The organism is Sphingomonas sp. Leaf25, from assembly GCF_001421635.1.
GTDB lineage: Bacteria > Pseudomonadota > Alphaproteobacteria > Sphingomonadales > Sphingomonadaceae > Sphingomonas.
The window spans coordinates 251,858-269,657 of the sequence record NZ_LMKU01000023.1 but is presented as its reverse complement, the minus strand read 5'-3'; the positions used below and the strand labels follow the sequence as shown (position 1 = coordinate 269,657).

Annotated in this window: 19 protein-coding genes and 1 tRNA gene; 12 read left to right on the top strand and 8 right to left on the bottom strand. The window is 67.9% G+C overall.

Features of this window, described 5'->3' with window-relative positions; all coding sequences use genetic code 11:
* Positions 1-172 precede the first annotated feature (172 nt).
* The gene (locus ASE78_RS09030) at positions 173-1,147 is read right to left on the bottom strand and encodes a glycoside hydrolase family 5 protein (protein ID WP_200911019.1); all 975 of its coding nucleotides are present in this window, start codon (positions 1,145-1,147) and stop codon (positions 173-175) included.
* Positions 1,148-1,225: 78 nt separating this feature from the next.
* On the bottom strand, positions 1,226-1,354 hold the full coding sequence (locus ASE78_RS19770) for a hypothetical protein (RefSeq protein WP_268795705.1): 129 nt from the start codon (positions 1,352-1,354) through the stop codon (positions 1,226-1,228).
* Between the two features lie 113 nt (positions 1,355-1,467).
* On the opposite strand from ASE78_RS19770, the gene ASE78_RS09025 reads away from it, so the two are divergent.
* The 7 genes from ASE78_RS09025 (at position 1,468) to ASE78_RS18660 (ending at position 7,031) form a co-directional block, all read left to right on the top strand.
* Positions 1,468-1,542 (top strand) — tRNA-Thr (locus tag ASE78_RS09025).
* A gap of 149 nt (positions 1,543-1,691) precedes the next feature.
* Positions 1,692-2,324 (top strand): aldehyde dehydrogenase iron-sulfur subunit PaoA, encoded by a 633-nt coding sequence (paoA, locus tag ASE78_RS09020; RefSeq protein WP_055760835.1) that lies wholly within the window; start codon positions 1,692-1,694, stop codon positions 2,322-2,324.
* Positions 2,321-3,280 carry an FAD binding domain-containing protein gene (locus tag ASE78_RS09015; protein ID WP_056495917.1) on the top strand — a complete coding sequence of 320 codons (960 nt, stop codon included), beginning with the start codon at positions 2,321-2,323 and terminating at the stop codon, positions 3,278-3,280. The genes paoA and ASE78_RS09015 overlap by 4 nt, the downstream gene beginning before the upstream one ends.
* Positions 3,277-5,478, top strand: coding sequence for an aldehyde oxidoreductase molybdenum-binding subunit PaoC (paoC, locus tag ASE78_RS09010; RefSeq protein WP_056495914.1), 2,202 nt, complete (start codon positions 3,277-3,279; stop codon positions 5,476-5,478). Before ASE78_RS09015 ends, paoC begins: the two co-directional genes overlap by 4 nt.
* Positions 5,478-6,317, top strand: coding sequence for an S-formylglutathione hydrolase (fghA, locus tag ASE78_RS09005; RefSeq protein ID WP_056495910.1), 840 nt, complete (start codon positions 5,478-5,480; stop codon positions 6,315-6,317). The genes paoC and fghA overlap by 1 nt, the downstream gene beginning before the upstream one ends.
* 85 nt (positions 6,318-6,402) lie before the next feature.
* Positions 6,403-6,699, top strand: coding sequence for a hypothetical protein (locus ASE78_RS09000; protein ID WP_156351379.1), 297 nt, complete (start codon positions 6,403-6,405; stop codon positions 6,697-6,699).
* Positions 6,700-6,764: 65 nt separating this feature from the next.
* Positions 6,765-7,031: a hypothetical protein gene (locus tag ASE78_RS18660; protein WP_156351377.1), complete on the top strand. Its 267-nt coding sequence runs from the start codon at positions 6,765-6,767 to the stop codon at positions 7,029-7,031.
* Positions 7,032-7,121: 90 nt separating this feature from the next.
* Here the strand turns inward: ASE78_RS18660 and ASE78_RS08995 are convergent, their stop codons facing one another.
* The gene (locus ASE78_RS08995; RefSeq protein ID WP_056495904.1) at positions 7,122-7,832 is read right to left on the bottom strand and encodes a FadR/GntR family transcriptional regulator; all 711 of its coding nucleotides are present in this window, start codon (positions 7,830-7,832) and stop codon (positions 7,122-7,124) included.
* Between the two features lie 107 nt (positions 7,833-7,939).
* On the opposite strand from ASE78_RS08995, the gene ASE78_RS08990 reads away from it, so the two are divergent.
* The 3 genes from ASE78_RS08990 to ASE78_RS08980 are packed head-to-tail and all read left to right on the top strand — an operon-like array spanning position 7,940 to position 11,015.
* A complete protein-coding gene (locus tag ASE78_RS08990) occupies positions 7,940-9,520 on the top strand; it encodes a sodium/sugar symporter (protein ID WP_056495901.1) in 1,581 nt (526 codons plus the stop codon).
* Positions 9,511-10,380, top strand: a complete 870-nt coding sequence (locus ASE78_RS08985; RefSeq protein ID WP_056495898.1) for a 2-dehydro-3-deoxygalactonokinase — start codon at positions 9,511-9,513, stop codon at positions 10,378-10,380. Before ASE78_RS08990 ends, ASE78_RS08985 begins: the two co-directional genes overlap by 10 nt.
* Positions 10,377-11,015 (top strand): 2-dehydro-3-deoxy-6-phosphogalactonate aldolase, encoded by a 639-nt coding sequence (locus ASE78_RS08980; RefSeq protein WP_056495894.1) that lies wholly within the window; start codon positions 10,377-10,379, stop codon positions 11,013-11,015. Before ASE78_RS08985 ends, ASE78_RS08980 begins: the two co-directional genes overlap by 4 nt.
* 62 nt (positions 11,016-11,077) lie before the next feature.
* Here ASE78_RS08980 and ASE78_RS08975 read toward each other — a convergent pair whose 3' ends face one another.
* The 5 genes from ASE78_RS08975 to ASE78_RS08955 all read right to left on the bottom strand — a co-directional run bounded on the left by ASE78_RS08975 (position 11,078) and on the right by ASE78_RS08955 (position 15,033).
* Positions 11,078-11,467 carry a hypothetical protein gene (locus tag ASE78_RS08975; protein ID WP_156351376.1) on the bottom strand — a complete coding sequence of 130 codons (390 nt, stop codon included), beginning with the start codon at positions 11,465-11,467 and terminating at the stop codon, positions 11,078-11,080.
* On the bottom strand, positions 11,464-12,219 hold the full coding sequence (locus ASE78_RS08970) for an exonuclease domain-containing protein (RefSeq protein ID WP_055760862.1): 756 nt from the start codon (positions 12,217-12,219) through the stop codon (positions 11,464-11,466). Before ASE78_RS08970 ends, ASE78_RS08975 begins: the two co-directional genes overlap by 4 nt.
* A 64-nt stretch (positions 12,220-12,283) precedes the next feature.
* On the bottom strand, positions 12,284-13,651 hold the full coding sequence (gene pgmG, locus ASE78_RS08965; RefSeq protein WP_056495889.1) for a phosphoglucomutase/phosphomannomutase PgmG: 1,368 nt from the start codon (positions 13,649-13,651) through the stop codon (positions 12,284-12,286).
* Between the two features lie 307 nt (positions 13,652-13,958).
* The gene (locus ASE78_RS08960) at positions 13,959-14,213 is read right to left on the bottom strand and encodes a J domain-containing protein (RefSeq protein ID WP_056495886.1); all 255 of its coding nucleotides are present in this window, start codon (positions 14,211-14,213) and stop codon (positions 13,959-13,961) included.
* A 7-nt stretch (positions 14,214-14,220) separates the two neighbouring features.
* Entirely contained in the window at positions 14,221-15,033 is an 813-nt protein-coding gene (locus ASE78_RS08955) for a division plane positioning ATPase MipZ (RefSeq protein ID WP_055760870.1), read from the bottom strand.
* A gap of 68 nt (positions 15,034-15,101) precedes the next feature.
* Between ASE78_RS08955 and panC the strand changes: the two genes are divergently transcribed.
* Complete coding sequence (gene panC, locus ASE78_RS08950) at positions 15,102-15,941, top strand: pantoate--beta-alanine ligase (RefSeq protein ID WP_056495883.1); 840 nt, start codon at positions 15,102-15,104, stop codon at positions 15,939-15,941.
* Positions 15,942-16,145: 204 nt separating this feature from the next.
* Positions 16,146-17,723, top strand: a complete 1,578-nt coding sequence (locus ASE78_RS08945) for a GMC family oxidoreductase (protein WP_056495881.1) — start codon at positions 16,146-16,148, stop codon at positions 17,721-17,723.
* Positions 17,724-17,800 lie beyond the last annotated feature (77 nt).

Below are 17,800 nucleotides of genomic sequence, written 5' to 3'. Positions count from 1 at the left end.
TTGCAACGAGAAACGGCGGTCCCTGCGAAGGGGCCGCCGTTTTGCGTTCCAGTCCATCTTCTCCCCTCCCTGGAAGGGAGGGGTTGGGGGTGGGTTGGCCCGCGAGGGAACGCCGGCACCCGCCACAGACCTACCCACCCCCGGCCCCTCCCTTGTCAGGGACGGGAGCAGACTACCGCGCGATGCCGCGCAGATGCGCCCGCACCAACCGGCCCGATTCGGTCAGCTCATCCTCGCGCCAGTCTGCCACGCCTTGCGTCGTCGACTTCAGGATCGCCGACGCCTCGTCCTTGTTCGCGACCGACCAGTTGAGATAGCTGACACCGTTCCTCGCGCACCATTTCCACCACGTCCGCGTCTCGGCCGCATCGATCGGAGCATCGCCATTGGCGGCGGTGGTGCCATATTCGGTGACGAACAGCGCGATGCCACGCTTCAAGGCCATATCCGCCTTGGCGCGCAGCTCCGCCTTGTGCGTCGCGGCATAGAAATGCAGCGTATAGGCGACATTGGCGAAGGGCAGCGGATCGGCCGCCGCCTCGTCGACGTCCTGCGACCAGCTTCGCGTTCCCGCCACCACGAAGGCTTGCGGGTCGATCGCGCGGATCGCGCCGATCACTTTGACATGATAGGGTTTCAGCACGCTCGCCCAGCCATGTTCGGGCAGCGGTTCGTTATACGTCTCGTAGATCAGGTTCGGCACGCCGCGATATTTGGTGGCGATGTGCGAGAAGAACCGCACCGCGTCGTCGGCGCGCGGCTGGTGCGCGTGCCAGTCGACCACGACATAGACCCCTTGCGCGATCGCCGCGTCGATCACCGCCTCGGCGCGCGCCGTCTCCGCCGCCGGTTGCACGTCGTACCCGCCCGACTGCGCGCCGATCGCCGCGCGCACCGCGCTCACCCGCCAGTCGCGCACCAGCCACGCGACCGTCGCCGGATCATAATAGCGCGGCTGCCACTGGCTCCAGAACAGCGACATGCCCCGCACCGCATAGGGTTTACCCCTGGCGTCGACCACGCGGTTGCCCTTGACCGCCAGCCGCCCGTGCAGCGCGACCGGGGAGCCGGCCGGCGCGGCCGCCGGGGCGGCGCATGCCCCCTGCCCCAGCACCATCATGACGAGCAACAGCCACCATCCGCGCATTCCAGCCTCCTCCACCCGTCGTTTGACGACAGCGGTGTCGGCAGTCGGCCACGCTGTCAATGGCACCCCCGCCCGGCGTCAGTCGGCGGGGCGCTCCGGCGCGGCGGGTGGCGGCACGGCCTCCTCGCCGCGTGCCTGCGCCTTGCGGCGGCGCAGGTTCTGGCGCAGCGCCTGTGCCAACCGGTCCTTGCGTTCGTCGTCGCTCATGCAGCGCCCTTTACGCTTTTTACCGGCAAACTGACAACGCATCGCTTGACAATATCGCCCACCCCTGCACATAGGCGCCTCCGCAGTCGAGGGGCTTCCCCCCGGCTTGCAGTGCTGCCGTAGCTCAGTGGTAGAGCGCATCCTTGGTAAGGCTGAGGTCGTGAGTTCAATCCTCACCGGCAGCACCATTTTTTCCTGATATTTTCCCCGAGGGGAACCCCGGACGGATCGGATCGATAGCGTACCGGATACGGCGCGGTTTCGATGCGTTACGCCCGTGATGACCGGTGCCATGCCGGCCGTATCCCGTCGTCCGTCTGTCTTTCAGGAACCTCCCATGCCCGGTCCCGGCGATCTCGAACTTTCCCGTCGTGGCGTGCTCGCCGCCGGCGCGGCCTCGGCGGCACTCACCGCCGTGCCGGCCGCCTCGGCGCAGGGCGCGCCCCAGCCCCAGCCGACGATGCTGCCCGTCACGCTGGAGGTGAACGGCCAGCGCCGCGAACTGACGCTCGACACGCGCACCACGCTGCTCGACGCGCTGCGCGAACATCTGAAGCTCACCGGCAGCAAGAAGGGCTGCGACCACGGTCAGTGTGGTGCCTGCACCGTGCTGGTCAACGGCACGCGCATCAATAGCTGCCTGACGCTGGCGGTGATGCACCAGGGCGACAAGGTGACGACGATCGAGGGGCTGGGCCGGCCCGACGCGCTGCACCCGATGCAGGCGGCGTTCGTGAAACACGACGGTTATCAGTGCGGCTATTGCACGCCGGGGCAGATCTGCTCGGCGGTCGCGGTACTGGACGAAATCCGCAAGGGCGTGCCGAGCCACGCCACGCAGGACATCACCCGCCGCTCCCCGGTCGACGCGACCGAGATGCGCGAGCGGATGAGCGGCAACATCTGCCGCTGCGGTGCCTATTCCAACATCGTCGATGCGATGACCGACGTCGCGGGAGGACGCGCATGAGGGCCTTTACCTACGAACGTGCGACCAGCCCGGCGCAGGCCGCCGCCGCCGTCGCGAAAGCCCCCGGCGCGCGTTTCATCGCCGGCGGCACCAACCTGCTCGACCTGATGAAGCTGGAGGTGGAGACGCCGCCCCATCTGGTCGATCTGCGCGATCTGGGACTGAACAAGATCGAACGCACGTCGGACGGCGGCCTGCGCATCGGTGCGCTCGTCACCAACACCGATCTAGCGAGCCACGACCGCGTCCGCCGCGACTATGGCGTGCTGACCCGCGCGATCGTCGCCGGGGCGAGCGGACAGCTCCGCAACAAGGCGACGACGGCAGGCAATCTGCTCCAGCGGACCCGTTGCCCCTATTTCTACGACACCGATCAGGCGTGCAACAAGCGCAAGCCGGGATCAGGCTGCGCCGCGATCGGCGGCTACAGCCGGCAACTGGGCGTCATCGGCACCAGCCAGCATTGCATCGCCACCTATCCCGGCGACATGGCCGTCGCGATGCGGGCGCTGGGTGCCAACGTCGAGACGGTCGATGCCGGTGGCGCGACCCGCACCATTTCCCTGGGCGAGTTCCACCGCCTGCCCGGCGACACACCGCACCTCGACACGGTCCTGAAACCCGGCGAGCTCATCACCGCCGTCACCCTGCCGCGGCCGGTGGCGGGCACCCATGTCTATCACAAGGTCCGCGACCGCGCCTCCTATGCCTATGCGCTCGTCTCGGTCGCGGCGATTATCCGCCGCGACGGCACCGGGCAGGTCGCGATCGGCGGCATCGCCCCGCGCCCGTGGCGGATCGAGGCGGCCGAGGCCGCGCTGCCGCAGGGTGCCAAGGCAGTAACCGCCCGCCTGCTCGCCGACGCCCGCCCGACGAAGGACAATGCGTTCAAACTGCCGCTGGTCGAGCGCACGCTCGCCGCCGTCCTCGCCGAAGTGAAGGAAGCCCGCGCATGAAGTTCGATTCACCCGCAGGGCAGAATCCGATCGACCGGATGCAGGTCATCGGCAAGCCGACCGACCGGATCGACGGCAAGTTCAAGACCACCGGCACCGCGCCCTATGCCTATGAACGCCACGATGTCGCCGCCAATCAGGCCTATGGCTATGTCGTCGGCAGCGCGATCGCCAAGGGGCGGATCGGCGGCATCGACATGGCCGACGCGCGCCGTGCGCCCGGCGTGCTGGCGGTCGTCACCGCCGCCAATGCGGGCAAGCTGGGCAAGGGCGACATGAACACCGCCCGCCTGCTCGCCGGGCCGGAAATCGAACATTATCATCAGGCAGTGGCGCTGATCGTCGCCGAGACGTTCGAACAGGCGCGCGCCGCCGCCAAGCTGCTGCGGGTCGATTATGTCCGCGCGCAGGGCCGCTACGATCTCGCCGAAGCACTCAAATCGGCCCCGCTCGAAGGTGCGGACAGCGGCGCGCCGGTCGACCGCGTCGGCGATTTCGACGGTGCCTATGCCGCCGCACCGGTCAAGCTCGACGCCGAATACACCACGCCGGACCATAGCCATGCGATGATGGAGCCGCACGCCTCGATCGCGGCATGGAACGGCGACGAGCTTACCGTCTGGACCTCCAACCAGATGATAAACTGGGGCAAGGGCGACGTCGCCAAGACGCTCGGCATCCCCAAGGAAAAGGTCCGGCTCGATTCGCCCTATATCGGCGGTGGTTTCGGCGGAAAGCTGTTCGTGCGCGCCGATGCGGTGCTGGCGGCGCTGGGCGCGAAGGCGGCGGGGCGACCGGTCAAGGTCGCGTTGCAACGCCCGCTCATCATCAACAACACCACCCACCGCCCGGCGACGATCCAGCGCATCCGCATGGGCTGCACCGCCGACGGCACGATCACCGCGATCGCGCATGAAAGCGGATCGGGCGACCTGCCCGGCGGTGGCCCCGAAGCGGCGGTCGCGCAGACCAAGCTGCTCTATGCCGCGGCCAACCGGCTGACCGCGATGCGCCTCGCCGTGCTCGACCTGCCTGAAGGCAATGCAATGCGCGCGCCAGGCGAGGCCCCCGGCCTCATGGCGCTCGAAGTCGCGATGGACGAGATGGCCGAGAAGCTGAAGCTCGACCCGATCGAGTTCCGCATCAAAAACGATACGCAGGTCGATCCCGAAAAGCCCGACCGCCCCTATTCGCAACGCCGGCTGATCGAATGCCTGCGCACCGGGGCGGAACGCTTCGGCTGGAACCGGCGACAGGCGACCCCGGCGTCGGTGCGCGAGGGCCAGTGGTTCATCGGCATGGGCGTAGCCAGCGGCTTTCGCAACAATATGCTGATGAAGTCGGCGGCGCGCGTCCGGTTGGAAACCGATGGCCGGATCACCGTCGAAACCGACATGACCGACATCGGCACCGGCACCTACACCATCATCGCCCAGACCGCGGCGGAAACCATGGGCGTCGGGCTCGACCGGATCAACGTTCGGCTGGGCGACAGCCGCTTTCCTGTCTCGGCCGGATCGGGCGGGCAATGGGGTGCGGCCAATTCGACGGCGGGTGTCTATGCCGCCTGCATGAAGCTGCGCGAACAGATCGCGGCGAAGCTCGGCCTGACCGGCGACGTCGATTTCACCGGCGGACAGGTGACGGGCGGCGGGCGCGCCATGGCGCTGGCCGATGCCGCGCGCGGCGGCGCGATCACCGCCGAGGACGGCATCGACTATGGCGACATCGCCAAGCGCACCGCGCAGGCGACCTTCGCCGGCCATTTCGTCGAGGTCGCGGTCCACGGCTTCACCGGCGAAACCCGTATCCGCCGGATGCTGGCGGTCTGTGACGCCGGCCGCATCCTGAACCCGAAGGCCGCGCGCAGCCAGGTGATCGGCGGCATGGTGATGGGCGCGGGGGCGGCGCTGATGGAGGACCTCGCGGTCGACAAGCGCTTCGGCTTCTTCGTCAACCATGATCTGGCCGGCTATGAAGTCCCGGTCCATGCCGATATTCCGCATCAGGAAGTGGTGTTCCTGGGCGGGGCCGACCCCTATTCCACGCCGATGAAGGCCAAGGGCGTCGGCGAACTCGGCATCTGCGGCGTCGGCGCGGCGGTGGCCAACGCGATCTACAATGCCTGCGGCGTGCGGATACGCGACTATCCGATCACCCTCGACAAGATGCTCGACAAGCTGCCATCACCCGCCTGATGGAAACCATCTCGACCACGCGCGCCCATGGCGGCACCCAAGGCGTCTACGCCCACGCCTCGACCGCCACCGGCACGACCATGACCTTTTCGGTCTATGTCCCGCCCTTGGCGGAGGGACAGCGCGCGCCGGTGCTGTGGTATCTCTCGGGCCTCACCTGCACCCACGCCAACGTCACCGACAAGGGCGAGTTTCGGCGGGCATGCGCGCAGCACGGCATCGCCTTCGTCGCCCCCGACACCTCGCCGCGTGGCGAGGGGGTGCCCGACGACCCGGAGGGTGCGTGGGACTTCGGTCTCGGCGCGGGCTTCTACGTCGATGCGACCGAGGAGCCATGGGCGGCCAACTACCGCATGCGCTCGTATATAGAGGACGAGCTGCCCGCGCTGATCGCCGCCGAATTTCCGCTGCTCGATTGCAGCCGGCAATCGATCATGGGCCATTCGATGGGCGGTCACGGCGCGCTCACCCTCGCCTTGCGCAACCCCGACCGCTTCGCCTCGGTCAGCGCCTTCGCCCCGATCGTCGCCCCGTCGCAGGTGCCGTGGGGCGAAAAGGCCTTGGCCGGCTATCTCGGCACCGATCGCAGCACTTGGCGCGGCGCCGACGCGGTCGCGCTGATCGAGGATGGAGCGCGGATCAACGACCTGCTGATCGACCAGGGTGACGCCGACCCGTTCCTAGAAGAGCAGCTCCGCCCGCAGCTATTGGTCGACGCCTGCGAAAAGGCCGGCATCGGCTGCACGCTCCGCATGCAGCCGGGCTACGACCACAGCTATTACTGCATCTCGACCTTCATGCCCGATCACATCGCTTGGCATGCAGAACGGTTGGGGTAGGGCGTGAATCCATAGGGCGGATCGTCGGCGGACGCCCAGTTGCAGACATTCGTCTGCCTGGACATACTGTGCGTCAGAGGCCAGCATGATATCATCTCACGAACGGTTGCCAGCATCGAAGCAGAAACTCGAAATATGCAACGAAGGCACGCGCGCAATCGAAGTGATGGTGGAGATGACGCCGGAGCGGTATGTGTTGCGGCCCAAGGATAAGTTGGTGCTCATCGCCGATGCAGAAGACGCTCCGCGCGTCGAGGGGTTCACGCTGAACTTCTATGATGGGGGAATTCAAATCTACGCGGCTTGGGACGGACAGCCATCCGCCTACATCAATGGGCAGCCAGCGGAGACTGATTACTCAACCGAGGCGCCCACCGCTTAACGGGCCGAGGAACGTCCGCTTTCCTCCCAATTGCGGATATTCACCAGAATGTTATCTGTAGATCAATGCGGGACCTGCTCGACCTACTTGCGCGCGGCGCTATCCATATCGGCTTTGTGATCTTCAATCTGATTTTGGTCGCTGTAGTAGCATTCGGAAGCTTGATCGCGATCAAGGGAACGGGCGGATTCACCTCTGATCCTCCACCGGACCAGCCAGCGTGGTTGGGATTGGTGTTTCTGGTGGTAACCGGCGGAGCAACCGGATGGGGACTGTTGCGTCTGCGGCGATGGCTGATCGCCACTCTCGACCGGGTTGCTTCACGCCAGTAGCTTTCGGTCCGCTATCCACCCAGATCAAGTCGTTCAGCCGCCGCGCCAAAACGAACGCCCGCAAACTGACGATCCGCACGACTCTCCAACCTACCCCGCCCCCGGCGCATCGATCAGATCCAGCACGTCCCCGATGATTGCCCGCATCGCTCCCCGTGCCGCCACCGCATCCCGCGCGATGATCGCCTGGGCCACCGCCGCATGCTGCTCGATGCTCGCCGACCTCCCGACGATGGTGTTGGTGAAACGGATCGAGGTGCGCAGCGCCGTCGCCACCGTCTCGCGGAACTGGGCGTAGAACGGGTTCTTCGCCGCCAGAAGCACCGCGACATGGAACGCGATGTCGGCGTCGAGCGGATCATCGTCCCCCCGCTCCGCCGCGACCATCCGGTCGAGCCCCGCCGCGACCCGCGCATGATCGGCCTCGTCGCCCATCACTGCCGCCAGCGCCGCCGCCTCGGGCTCGATCGCGACGCGCAACTGGTTGAAATGGCGCAGCAGCTCGACCGAGAACTGCCGGTCGAGCAGCCAGTGCAGCACGTCGGGATCGAACAGGTTCCACGCCGCCGCTGGGCGCACGATCGTCCCCTGCCGCGGCCGGGCGCTGACCAGCCCCTTGGCGGTCAGCATCTTCACAGCCTCGCGCGTTACCGACCGGCTGATGCCGTGCGTCTTGGCGATCTCCGCCTCGGTCGGGAACGGCCGCGCGTCATATTCGCCGGTGACGATCGCACGCCCGAGCAGGTCGAGCGTCGCCCGCGTCAGATTTCCCCCCGGCATTCCGCTCATCCGCGCCGCCATGCCACTCTCCTCCCGCCGTGTTTCGTTGCTTCGCACTGGACAACCTCCAATCGTCGTATAATTGTCCTGCTCCAAGTCCGCCAGCGTTGCGGAGAGGGGGAGGAACCATGCGCCTGTCGACGATCGATCTGATCGTGGTCATCATCTACGCGATCGGCATCTTCGGTCTTGCGCAGTGGGTGAGCCGCGACAAGGGGGGACATGAAAAGGACAGCTCGGACTATTTCCTTGCGTCCAAATCGCTCCCTTGGTGGGCGATCGGCGCATCGCTGATCGCGGCCAACATCTCGGCCGAACAGATCGTCGGCATGGCCGGATCGGGCTATGCCATCGGCCTTGCCATCGCGTCCTATGAATGGATGGCGGCGCTGACGCTGTTGATCGTCGGCAAATTCTTCCTGCCGATCTTCCTGCGCAACGAAATCTACACGATGCCGCAGTTCCTCGAACAGCGGTACGGCCCGTCGATCCGCACGCTGATGGCGGTGTTCTGGCTGGCGCTGTACGTCTTCGTGAACCTGACCTCGATCATCTGGCTCGGTTCGATCGCCGTCACGCAGGTGGCGGGCGTGGATCAGACGGTGGCGCTGGTCGGCCTCGGCCTCTTCGCGCTGCTCTATCAGTTGAAGGGTGGCCTCAAGGCGGTGGCGCTGACCGACATCGTGCAGGTCACGCTGCTGGTGTTTGGCGGGCTGACCATCTCCTACCTCACCCTGTCGCAGATCGGCGGCGACGCCGGCGTGCTGGGCGGCTTCCACGAACTGACCCGGCGCGCGCCCGAGAAGTTCGACATGATCCTGTCGCGCGACAATCCGTTCTACAAAGACCTGCCCGGCCTGTCGGTGCTGATCGGCGGCATGTGGATCGCGAACCTCAGCTACTGGGGCTTCAACCAGTATATCATCCAGCGCGCGCTGGCCGCCAAATCGCTGCCCGAGGCGCAGAAGGGCATCGTCTTCGCCGCCTTCCTCAAACTGCTGATGCCGCTGGTGATCGTGGTGCCGGGTATCGCCGCCGTGGTGCTCGCCCCCGATCTCGCCAAGCCCGACGAGGCATACCCGACGATGATGCGGCTGCTGCCCTCCGGGCTGCTCGGCCTCGTCTTCGCGGCACTCATCGCCGCGATCATCGCGTCGACCGCGTCCAAGATCAATTCGATCGCGACGATCTTCACCCTCGACCTCTATGCCAAGCGCACCAGCGAAAGCGGCGCGATGGACAAGGCGCAGGAACGCAAGCTGGTCCGCGTCGGCCGCATCGCCGCCAGCGTCGCGATCCTCATCGCGATCTTCGCCGCCCGCCCGCTGCTCGGCGGCGCGGATCAGGCGTTCCAGTTCATCCAGGAATTCTCCGGCTTCTTCACGCCGGGCATCACCGTCATCTTCCTGCTGGGACTCTTCTGGAAGCGCGCGACCGAAGCCGGTGCGATCGGCGCGGCGGTGGCGTCGGTGCTGCTGTCGTGGCTGCTGCGCAGCGTCGCGCCGAGCATTCCGTTCATGGACCGGATGGCGCTGGTGTTCTTCCTCAGCCTCGCGCTCGCCGTCGTCCTGTCGCTGGCGGTGAAGGGGCGCGGCAACGCCAACCGGATCACGATGGAAGGCGTGCGCTTCCAGACCTCCACCGGCTTCAACGTCGCCGGCGTCGGCGTCATCCTGATCCTCATCGCGCTGTACGCGACATGGTGGTGAGCCCATTCCTCGCCCTCGACTGGGGCACGACCAACCGGCGCGCCTACCGGATCGAGGATGGCCGCATCGCCGCCGTCGCCCGCTCGGCCAAGGGCGTCTCGGCGATGGCCGCCGCCGACTATCCAGCCGAACTCGCCGCGATCCGCGCCGAACTCGGCGACCTCGACGTGCTGATGGCTGGCATGGTCGGCTCGACGATCGGCTGGCAGGTCGCGCCTTATGTCGCGGTTCCTGCCGGAATCGCCGACATCGCCGCGCAGCTCCACCCTATCGACGGTCGCACCGCGATCGTCCCCGGCCTGTCGTTCACCAACGGCACCCACGGCGACGTGATGCGCGGCGAGGAAGTGCAGTTGCTCGGCGCCGCCCTCGCCGGACAGGTCCCGGCCGACGCGCTGCTCTGCCAGCCCGGCACCCATTGCAAATGGGTCGAGCTGACCGACAATCGCGTTACCGGCTTCACCACCGCGATGACCGGCGAACTCTTCGCGTTGCTCAAGGGCGGCGGCGTCCTCGCCCCGCAACTGGCCGCCCCGGTGAGCGCGGACGACGCCTTTCGCGACGGTGTGCGCGAAGGGGCCAGACGCGACCTCGCCGCCAGCCTCTTCGGCATCCGCGCCGCGCACGTCCTCGGCCTGCGCCCCGAGCACCAGGCCGCCTCCTACGCCAGCGGCGTCCTGATCGGCAGCGACGTTGCCGCCCGGATCGGCGACGGCCGCGACGTCCACCTCGTCGCCGACGGCGATCTCGCCACCCTGTATGCCACCGCGATCGAGACGCTGGGCGGCCGCGCCATTGTCAGCGGCTGCGAGGATGCCTTTATCGCCGGTATCACCGAAATCCGAAAGTTGTCCGCATGAGCCACCTCGCCACCTTCGACGCCGCCTTCACCCGTTGCCCGCTGGTCGCGATCCTGCGCGGCGTCCAGCCGCACGAGGTAGACGCGATCGGCGACGCGCTGCTCGATGCCGGCTTCACGATCGTCGAAGTACCGCTCAACTCGCCCGACCCGTACGAGAGCATCACCCGCCTGTCGCAGCGGCTGGCCGGCTATGCCGTGGTCGGCGCGGGCACGGTGCTGACGTTCGATCAGGTGGCGCAGGTCGAGGCGGCGGGCGGCACGCTCATCATCTCGCCCAACGCCAACCCCGCCGTCATCGCGGCGGCAACGGACCGCGGACTGGTGGCGATGCCCGGCATCGCGACCCCGACCGAGGCATTCGCCGCCTTGGAAGCCGGTGCCGCCGCGCTGAAACTGTTCCCCGCCGAAGCCGCCAGCCCGGCGGTGATGAAGGCGATGCGCGCCGTCCTGCCGCGCGACGTGCGGATGCTACCGGTCGGCGGCATCGTGCCGTCGGTATTGGCCGACTGGCACAAGGCGGGCGCGGCGGGCTACGGCCTCGGCTCGGCGCTCTACGTTCCCGGCATGGACGCCGCGACCGTCGGCGAACGTGCCCGCGCCTTCGTGGCGGCATGGAAGGCGCTGGAGCAGTAAGCAGACTACTCCCCTCCCTGACCAGGGAGGGGAGCAAAGCCGCCTCAAATCTCGCTACCCTGTCAGACGCCGAACAACTCGACCTCACCCACCTCGATCACCGGGACTTCCCACGGATGCGCGTCGGCCATCGCCGCCAGCACCGGCCCCAGATCGGCCCCGATCGCGGCATAGCTTTTGACGACCACGCACGGCACCACCTCGGCCTGCCCGACCCGCCCGGTCGTCGGCACTGCGCCTTCACCCGGCACGAAGCTTTCCAGACCGAACCCCAGTTCGACCACGCCGCGATAGCTGCCGATCGCGCCCAGCACGTCGCTGCCCCGCACCACCGCCACGATCGCCGCCAGCGCCGGTTCGTCGGCGATCGCCGCGCCGTCCCCGGCTTGCAACCGCGCGAAGCCGACCGTCGATACCGGGCAATGCACCCGCACCACCCGCATCCGGCTCACAGCAGCAACCAGTCGTTACGCTTGCGCTTCACCTCGCCGCCGCCCTGCCGCCGCGCCAGTTCGGTCTGCGCGGTATAGCGGACGTCCTCGTCCCGGTCGGTCAGGAACGAATCGAGCGAATCATCGTCGATCTCGGTCCATTCGCGCCCACGATCGGGGCCATAGCGCACGCGCGGCAACAGCCCCGGAATCCGCGACCATTCGATCAACTGCGCAAGCGACGCCTCGTTCAGCATGTCGCGCAGGTGGAATGCGGTGACATAGGCATCGGGAAACGCCCGGTGCGCGGGCAGCCCGCGTTCATGGACCATGCCGTGCGGCTTACGCCAATAGCGCAGCATCTGGTTGGAAAATCCCGGCGAATCGGGCCACAGCCGCAGCGCGCATTTCCACGTGCAGATCCAGTCGGCACCATGCGTCAGTTGCGACGTGCAGAATTTCTGTTCGAAATCCGCGCGATGCGCTGCCAGCGCGATGCGCCGCGGATAGGGATCGAGCACGCGGCGCGCGATGTCCTGCCACCACGGCGCATCGGCCACCTCTTCGTCGAGGATATGGTGGACCGCCTGCGTCACCGCCGGGATCGGCCGGCCGGGATTCACGAAATGCTGCCCGCCCTCGCCATGCAATTCCCAGCGGCCATCCTCGCCCAGCGCCACATCCTGCCAGCCGACCTCGCACACGCCATGCGCGGGCGGGGCCTGCCCCGTGGTTTCGAGGTCGACGACACGAATGATCTGCGGCTGGGCCATGGCGCCCAGATGGCAACTACCGCCACGAAAAGCCAGCCTGCGCGGCGGATCGGTGCGCCGCCCGCTATCCCCGCGTCACGCCGGACAGCGCCAGTTGCCCGTCGATCTGCGCCAGCAACCGCGCCAACCCCTCGGGCGTGGCGGACTCGGCGCGCGCGGTCAGCACGTCCTGCGTGTTCGACGCGCGCAGCAGCCACCAGCCGTCGGGTGTCGTCACCCGCGCGCCATCGGTGCGGTTCACCGCGACCCCCGCCGCATCCAGCCTGCCCAGCACCTCATCGATCACCGCGAACTTGCGCGCCTCGTCGACCTGAAAGCGGAGGTCGGGGGTATCGACCATCACCGGCATCGCCCCGCGCAACTCGGTCAGCGAACGGCCCGACAGATGGATCGCGCGGATCAGCCGCACCGCGGCATAGAGCGCATCGTCGAACCCGTAATAGTCCTGACCGAAGAAGAGATGCCCCGACATCTCGCCCGACAAGGGCGAGTTCGTCTCCTGCATCCGGCGCTTGATATGGCTGTGGCCGGTCTTCCACATGCAGGGGGTCCCGCCCAGCTCGGCGATACGGTCGAACAGCCCCTGCCCCGCCTTCACATCGGCGATGATCGTGGCACCGGGCAATTCCTTCAGCAGCGGTTCGGCGAGGATCGCGAGCAACTGGTCGGCCCACACCACCCGGCCCAGCCCGTCGACCGCGCCGATCCGGTCGCCATCGCCATCGAACGCCAGTCCGAAATCGAGCCGCTTGTCGGCGACAAGCTGCCGGAGATCGGCAAGGTTCGCTTCTTCGGAAGGATCAGGATGATGGTTGGGAAAATTGCCGTCCACCTGGGTGAACAACAGATGATGCTCACCCGGCAGGATCTGCACCAGCTTCTCGATCACCGGGCCGGCGGCACCATTGCCCGCGTCCCAGCCGATACGGTAACTGCCCCCGGCATAGCCGGCCATCAACCGACCGACATAGTCGTCCTCGACGACATGGTCCGAAACGGCGCCGTCGCCTACCTCCCAGTTGCCCGCCGCCGCCATCCGGCCCAGCGTCTGGATGTTCTCGCCGAAGAACGGGCGATGCTGCACCACCATCTTGAAGCCGTTGTGGTCGGCGGGATTGTGGCTGCCGGTTATCTGGATGCCGCCATCCACCTCCAGCACTGCCTCGGCATAATATAGCATCGGCGTCGGCCCCAGTCCGATGCGCACCACATCGACCCCGCTCGCGATCAGCCCCGCGACCAGCGCCGTCTCCAGATCGGGCGAGGAAAGCCGCCCGTCGCGCCCTACCACGACTCGCGTGCCGCCGGCGCGGCGTACCACCGTCGCGAAACTCCGCCCGAGCGCATGGGCATCCGCCGTCCCCAGCGTCTTTCCCACGACTCCGCGAATGTCGTACTCGCGCAGCGACGTCGGGTGGAAGTGGTGGCGCATGCTGGTTTCCCCGGCAGTGGCGGCTCATCGACGAGCCGTAAGAAGAAAGTCTGGTTCACGCGGAGGCGCGGAGACGCGGAGGAAGAAGGAGAAGGGTTCTTCGCGCAGAGGCGCAGAGGCGCAGAGAGGCGTTGCATCTGCCGCGATAGCGGCTCTCCATCTTCGACCACCGCGAAAGAGAGGCTTCGCCGGATCGGTGCAGCCGTCACGCCCGCAACCTCTCCGCGCCTCTGCGCCTCTGCGCGAAAAGATCTTCTGTTCTTCCTTCCTCCGCGCCTCCGCGTGAACCCGACTTCCCGAAACCGATCTAGTGCCGCAACCGTCCCAACAGCACATCGCGCGCCGCATTGATCCGCCGCGCCAGATCGGCCGATCCGCCGCGATCGGGATGGACCGCCTGCATCAATCGCCGGTGCGCCGCGCGGATGTCGGCGACGCTCGCGTCCTTGCCGAGCCCGAGAATCGCCCGCGCCTCCGCCTCGCCGCCGACCTTTTTGGGCTTGGCGCGCAGCCACAGCCAGAAGGCGAGGATCGCCGCGACGATCAGGACCAGTTTCAGCATGGGCGGTTCAGGCCGCCGCCGGAGCCGAGGCGGTGGTTTCGGGCAGTTGCAGCCCGCCCATCATCTCGCGCAGTTCCTGCCGTGCCGCGACATGCGCCAGCCCCATCTCGCCGAATTCGCCGCGATCGAGCATGGTGAGCCCCGAGGGAAACAGCTCGCGATAGACCACCCGTTCGGACAGCCCCGGCACGGTGCGAAAGCCGACCCGCTTCGACAATTGCGTGATCGCCTCCGACACGCGGCGCATGTTGCGCGCCTCGATATGCTGCAGGCGGTTGCGCAGCACGATCCAGTCGATCGTCGATCCATCGGCCCGCGCGCGATGCTTGCGCGTCTCCCAGATCAGTTCGGAATAGAAGCTTGGCCGCGTCACCTTGAACGTGTCGGGGTCGACATGGCCGATCAGGTCGAAGTCGACGAAGCTGTCGTTCATCGGCGTGACCAGCGTGTCGGCGTTGGTGACGGCGATCCGCGCGAAGCGGTCGTCGCGCCCCGGCGTGTCGATCACCAGGAAATCGGCATGTTCGGTCAACCGTCCCAGCGCGTCGTTGAACCTGTCGAGACTCTCGCCGTCATGCGTCTCGTACACCGGCATCGGCAGGTTGCGGCCGGTGCGCTTCATCGTGTCGCGCCGGTTGTCGAGATAGCGCCCCAGCGTGCGCTGGCGATGGTCGAGATCGAAACACGCGACCCGCGCGCCGCGCGCCGCCAGCGCGATCGCGACATGGACCGCCGTCGTCGACTTGCCGGTGCCGCCCTTCTCGTTGGCGAACACGATGACGTGCAACCGATCCGTGCCCTCGTCCAACTTTACGCCCATCCTTGTTGAAACCCGGCGACTTGCCCCATAGAAGCCGCTCCCCCGTCCATATCGAAGGGCCATCGGCCGTGCAAATTATCCGTCGGTTGGAGGCGCTTCGCCAAGCCCTCGATCTTTATGCCCATGCCGGCGAGGGCGTCGCGCTGGTCCCCACCATGGGCGCGCTCCATGCCGGGCACATGGCGCTGGTCGATGCCGCGCGCCGCCGCGCGCCGCGCACCGTCGTCTCGATCTTCGTGAACCCCAAACAGTTCGGCCCGGGCGAGGACCTCGCCCGCTATCCGCGGCGCGAGGCGGCCGATGCGCAGATGCTGGCCGACCACGGCGTCGACATCCTGTGGGCGCCCGAGGTGGACGAGATGTACCCGGCCGGGTTCGCCACCACCGTTTCGGTATCGGGGGTGAGCGAGGTCCTCGACGGCGCACACCGCCCCGGCCATTTCGACGGGGTCGCCACCGTCGTCGCCCGGCTGTTCGGGCAGGTGCGCCCGGTCGCCGCCTTCTTCGGCGAAAAGGATTTCCAGCAACTGGCGGTGGTCCGCCGCATGGTCGCCGACCTGAGCCTGCCCGTCGAGGTCGTCGGCGTGCCGACCCAGCGCGAGGACGACGGCCTCGCCCTGTCCTCGCGCAACATCTACCTCGACGACGCCGAGCGCGCCCGCGCCGTCGCCCTCCCCCGCGCGCTGGGCGTCGCCGAACGCGCGCTCTCGCGCGGCGACGATCCCGCCAGCGCGGTGGCCGGCGCGCTCGCCGCGCTCACCCGCGCGGGCTTCGATCCCGATTACGTCGCGCTGGTCGATGCCGAAACCTTGCGCGATCCGGTGCGCGGCCGCCCCGCCCGGCTGCTGGCGGCAGCGCGGCTCGGCACCACCCGCCTGATCGACAATATCGCGGTGGATTTCGACTGAGGGAGAAGCGGAAAACCCTCATCGTCATTCCCGCGCAGGCGGGAATCCATAAACGCACTGATCGGATCAGAATCGCAGCGTCAGCGTCTATGGATTCCCGCCTTCGCGGGAATGACGGGGGAAGCCTACATTCCAAAAGCGGGACGCCCACGGCGTACCCACCCCCTTGGCCCGGCCGTCCCCCACCGCCTACACCGCAGCCCCATGATCCCCGACGAAGCAGACATTGTGGTCATCGGCGCGGGATCGGGCGGATCGGCCGTCGCCGGTCGCTTAAGCGAGCGCACCGACCTCACCGTCGCGCTGCTCGAAGCGGGGGGCCGCAACGACGACTGGCGCACGCGGATGCCATCGATGGTCGCGGCCCCGCCGCGCGCCGCGCGCTATTCGTGGCGCAGCGTGCCACAGCCCGGACTGAACGGCCGCCGCAGCTATCAGCCGCGGGGCAAGGGCCTCGGCGGATCGTCGGCGGTCAACGCCATGCTCTATGTCCGCGGCCACGCCGGCGATTACGACGGCTGGGCCGCGCTCGGCTGCCCCGGCTGGAGCCATGACGATGTCCTGCCATGGTTTCGCGCCGGCGAAGCCAACACGCGCGGGAGCGACGCATGGCACGGCGACGCCGGCCCGCTGCCGGTCGCCGACCAGCGCGACCCCGACCGCGGCACCGCCGCCTTCCTTGCCGCCGCTACGCAGGCCGGCCTCCCCGCCAACCCCGACTTCAACGGCCCGCATCAGGACGGCGCCGGTCTGTATCAGGTGACGCAGGCGCGCGGCGAGCGCTGGTCCGCCGCCCGCGCGTATCTGACGCCGCGCGCCAACCTGTCGATCGGCACCGATGCACTGGTCGAACGCATCCTGTTCGAAGACGGTCGCGCATGGGGTGTCGCCTATCGCCACGCCGGGCGGCGGCGGATCCTGCGCGCGCGCGGCGGGGTGGTGCTGGCCGGCGGGGCCTTCGCCACGCCGCAACTGCTGATGCTCTCCGGGCTGGGGCCGGCACGGCACCTCGCCGATCATGGCATCCCGTTGCTGCGCGACCGGCCCGCGATCGGCAGCGATCTTCAGGACCATCTCGACTACAGCGCCTGCTTCACCACCGCCGCGCCGCATTTCCGCCGGGGCACCCCGCCCGGCCGGATCGCCGCCGCCCATGCGCTGCTGCGCTGGGCGACCACCGGGCGCGGTCCGGGCACCACCCCTTATGCCGAGGCCGGCGCATTCCTGCGCACCGCCCCCGACGCGGCCGTCCCCGACATCCAGCTCCATTTCGTCGTCGCGCCCGTCGAGGATCACGGCCGTACCCGGATCGCTTCGCACGGCTTCGCCTGTCGTGCCTGCCTGCTGCGTCCCGACAGTCGCGGCACGGTGCGGCTGGCGACGCGCGACGCGGCGACGATGCCGCTGATCGATCCCGCCTATCTCTCCGCCCCGGCCGATCTCCCCCGGCTGATGGCCGGCGTCCGCGCGATGTACCGCATCCTCCATGCCCCGGCGCTGGCCGCGCTGGGCGGGCAGGATCGCTGGCCGTTCGACGATGCCATGACGCTCGAAGCGCTGATCCGCGCCCGCGCCGACACCCTCTATCACCCGATCGGCACCGCCCGCATGGGGGAGGACGCCGCCGCCGTCTGCAATCCGCAGCTTGCGGTGCGCGGCGTCGAGCGGCTGTGGATCGCCGACGCCTCGGTCATGCCGCGCATCATCGGCGGCAACACCAACGCCGCGACGATCATGATCGGCGAACGCGCCGCCGACTGGATCGCGCGCGCTCTGCGGTAGGGGTTGGATTTGCCAACGCGGGTATGGTGCCGGATCGACATTCAGCCAGACGGCGACTCCTGCATCTCCCCTCCCTG

Bases quoted from the DNA above. Each gene is read 5' to 3' on its own strand.
- ASE78_RS09030 (WP_200911019.1), bottom strand. From the start codon at position 1,147: ATGCGCGGATGGTGGCTGTTGCTCGTCATGATGGTGCTGGGGCAGGGG.
- ASE78_RS19770 (WP_268795705.1), bottom strand. From the start codon at position 1,354: ATGAGCGACGACGAACGCAAGGACCGGTTGGCACAGGCGCTGCGCCAG.
- paoA (WP_055760835.1), top strand. From the start codon at position 1,692: ATGCCCGGTCCCGGCGATCTCGAACTTTCCCGTCGTGGCGTGCTCGCC.
- ASE78_RS09015 (WP_056495917.1), top strand. From the start codon at position 2,321: ATGAGGGCCTTTACCTACGAACGTGCGACCAGCCCGGCGCAGGCCGCC.
- paoC (WP_056495914.1), top strand. From the start codon at position 3,277: ATGAAGTTCGATTCACCCGCAGGGCAGAATCCGATCGACCGGATGCAG.
- fghA (WP_056495910.1), top strand. From the start codon at position 5,478: ATGGAAACCATCTCGACCACGCGCGCCCATGGCGGCACCCAAGGCGTC.
- ASE78_RS09000 (WP_156351379.1), top strand. From the start codon at position 6,403: ATGATATCATCTCACGAACGGTTGCCAGCATCGAAGCAGAAACTCGAA.
- ASE78_RS18660 (WP_156351377.1), top strand. From the start codon at position 6,765: ATGCGGGACCTGCTCGACCTACTTGCGCGCGGCGCTATCCATATCGGC.
- ASE78_RS08995 (WP_056495904.1), bottom strand. From the start codon at position 7,832: ATGGCGGCGCGGATGAGCGGAATGCCGGGGGGAAATCTGACGCGGGCG.
- ASE78_RS08990 (WP_056495901.1), top strand. From the start codon at position 7,940: ATGCGCCTGTCGACGATCGATCTGATCGTGGTCATCATCTACGCGATC.
- ASE78_RS08985 (WP_056495898.1), top strand. From the start codon at position 9,511: ATGGTGGTGAGCCCATTCCTCGCCCTCGACTGGGGCACGACCAACCGG.
- ASE78_RS08980 (WP_056495894.1), top strand. From the start codon at position 10,377: ATGAGCCACCTCGCCACCTTCGACGCCGCCTTCACCCGTTGCCCGCTG.
- ASE78_RS08970 (WP_055760862.1), bottom strand. From the start codon at position 12,219: ATGGCCCAGCCGCAGATCATTCGTGTCGTCGACCTCGAAACCACGGGG.
- pgmG (WP_056495889.1), bottom strand. From the start codon at position 13,651: ATGCGCCACCACTTCCACCCGACGTCGCTGCGCGAGTACGACATTCGC.
- ASE78_RS08960 (WP_056495886.1), bottom strand. From the start codon at position 14,213: ATGCTGAAACTGGTCCTGATCGTCGCGGCGATCCTCGCCTTCTGGCTG.
- ASE78_RS08955 (WP_055760870.1), bottom strand. From the start codon at position 15,033: ATGGGCGTAAAGTTGGACGAGGGCACGGATCGGTTGCACGTCATCGTG.
- ASE78_RS08945 (WP_056495881.1), top strand. From the start codon at position 16,146: ATGATCCCCGACGAAGCAGACATTGTGGTCATCGGCGCGGGATCGGGC.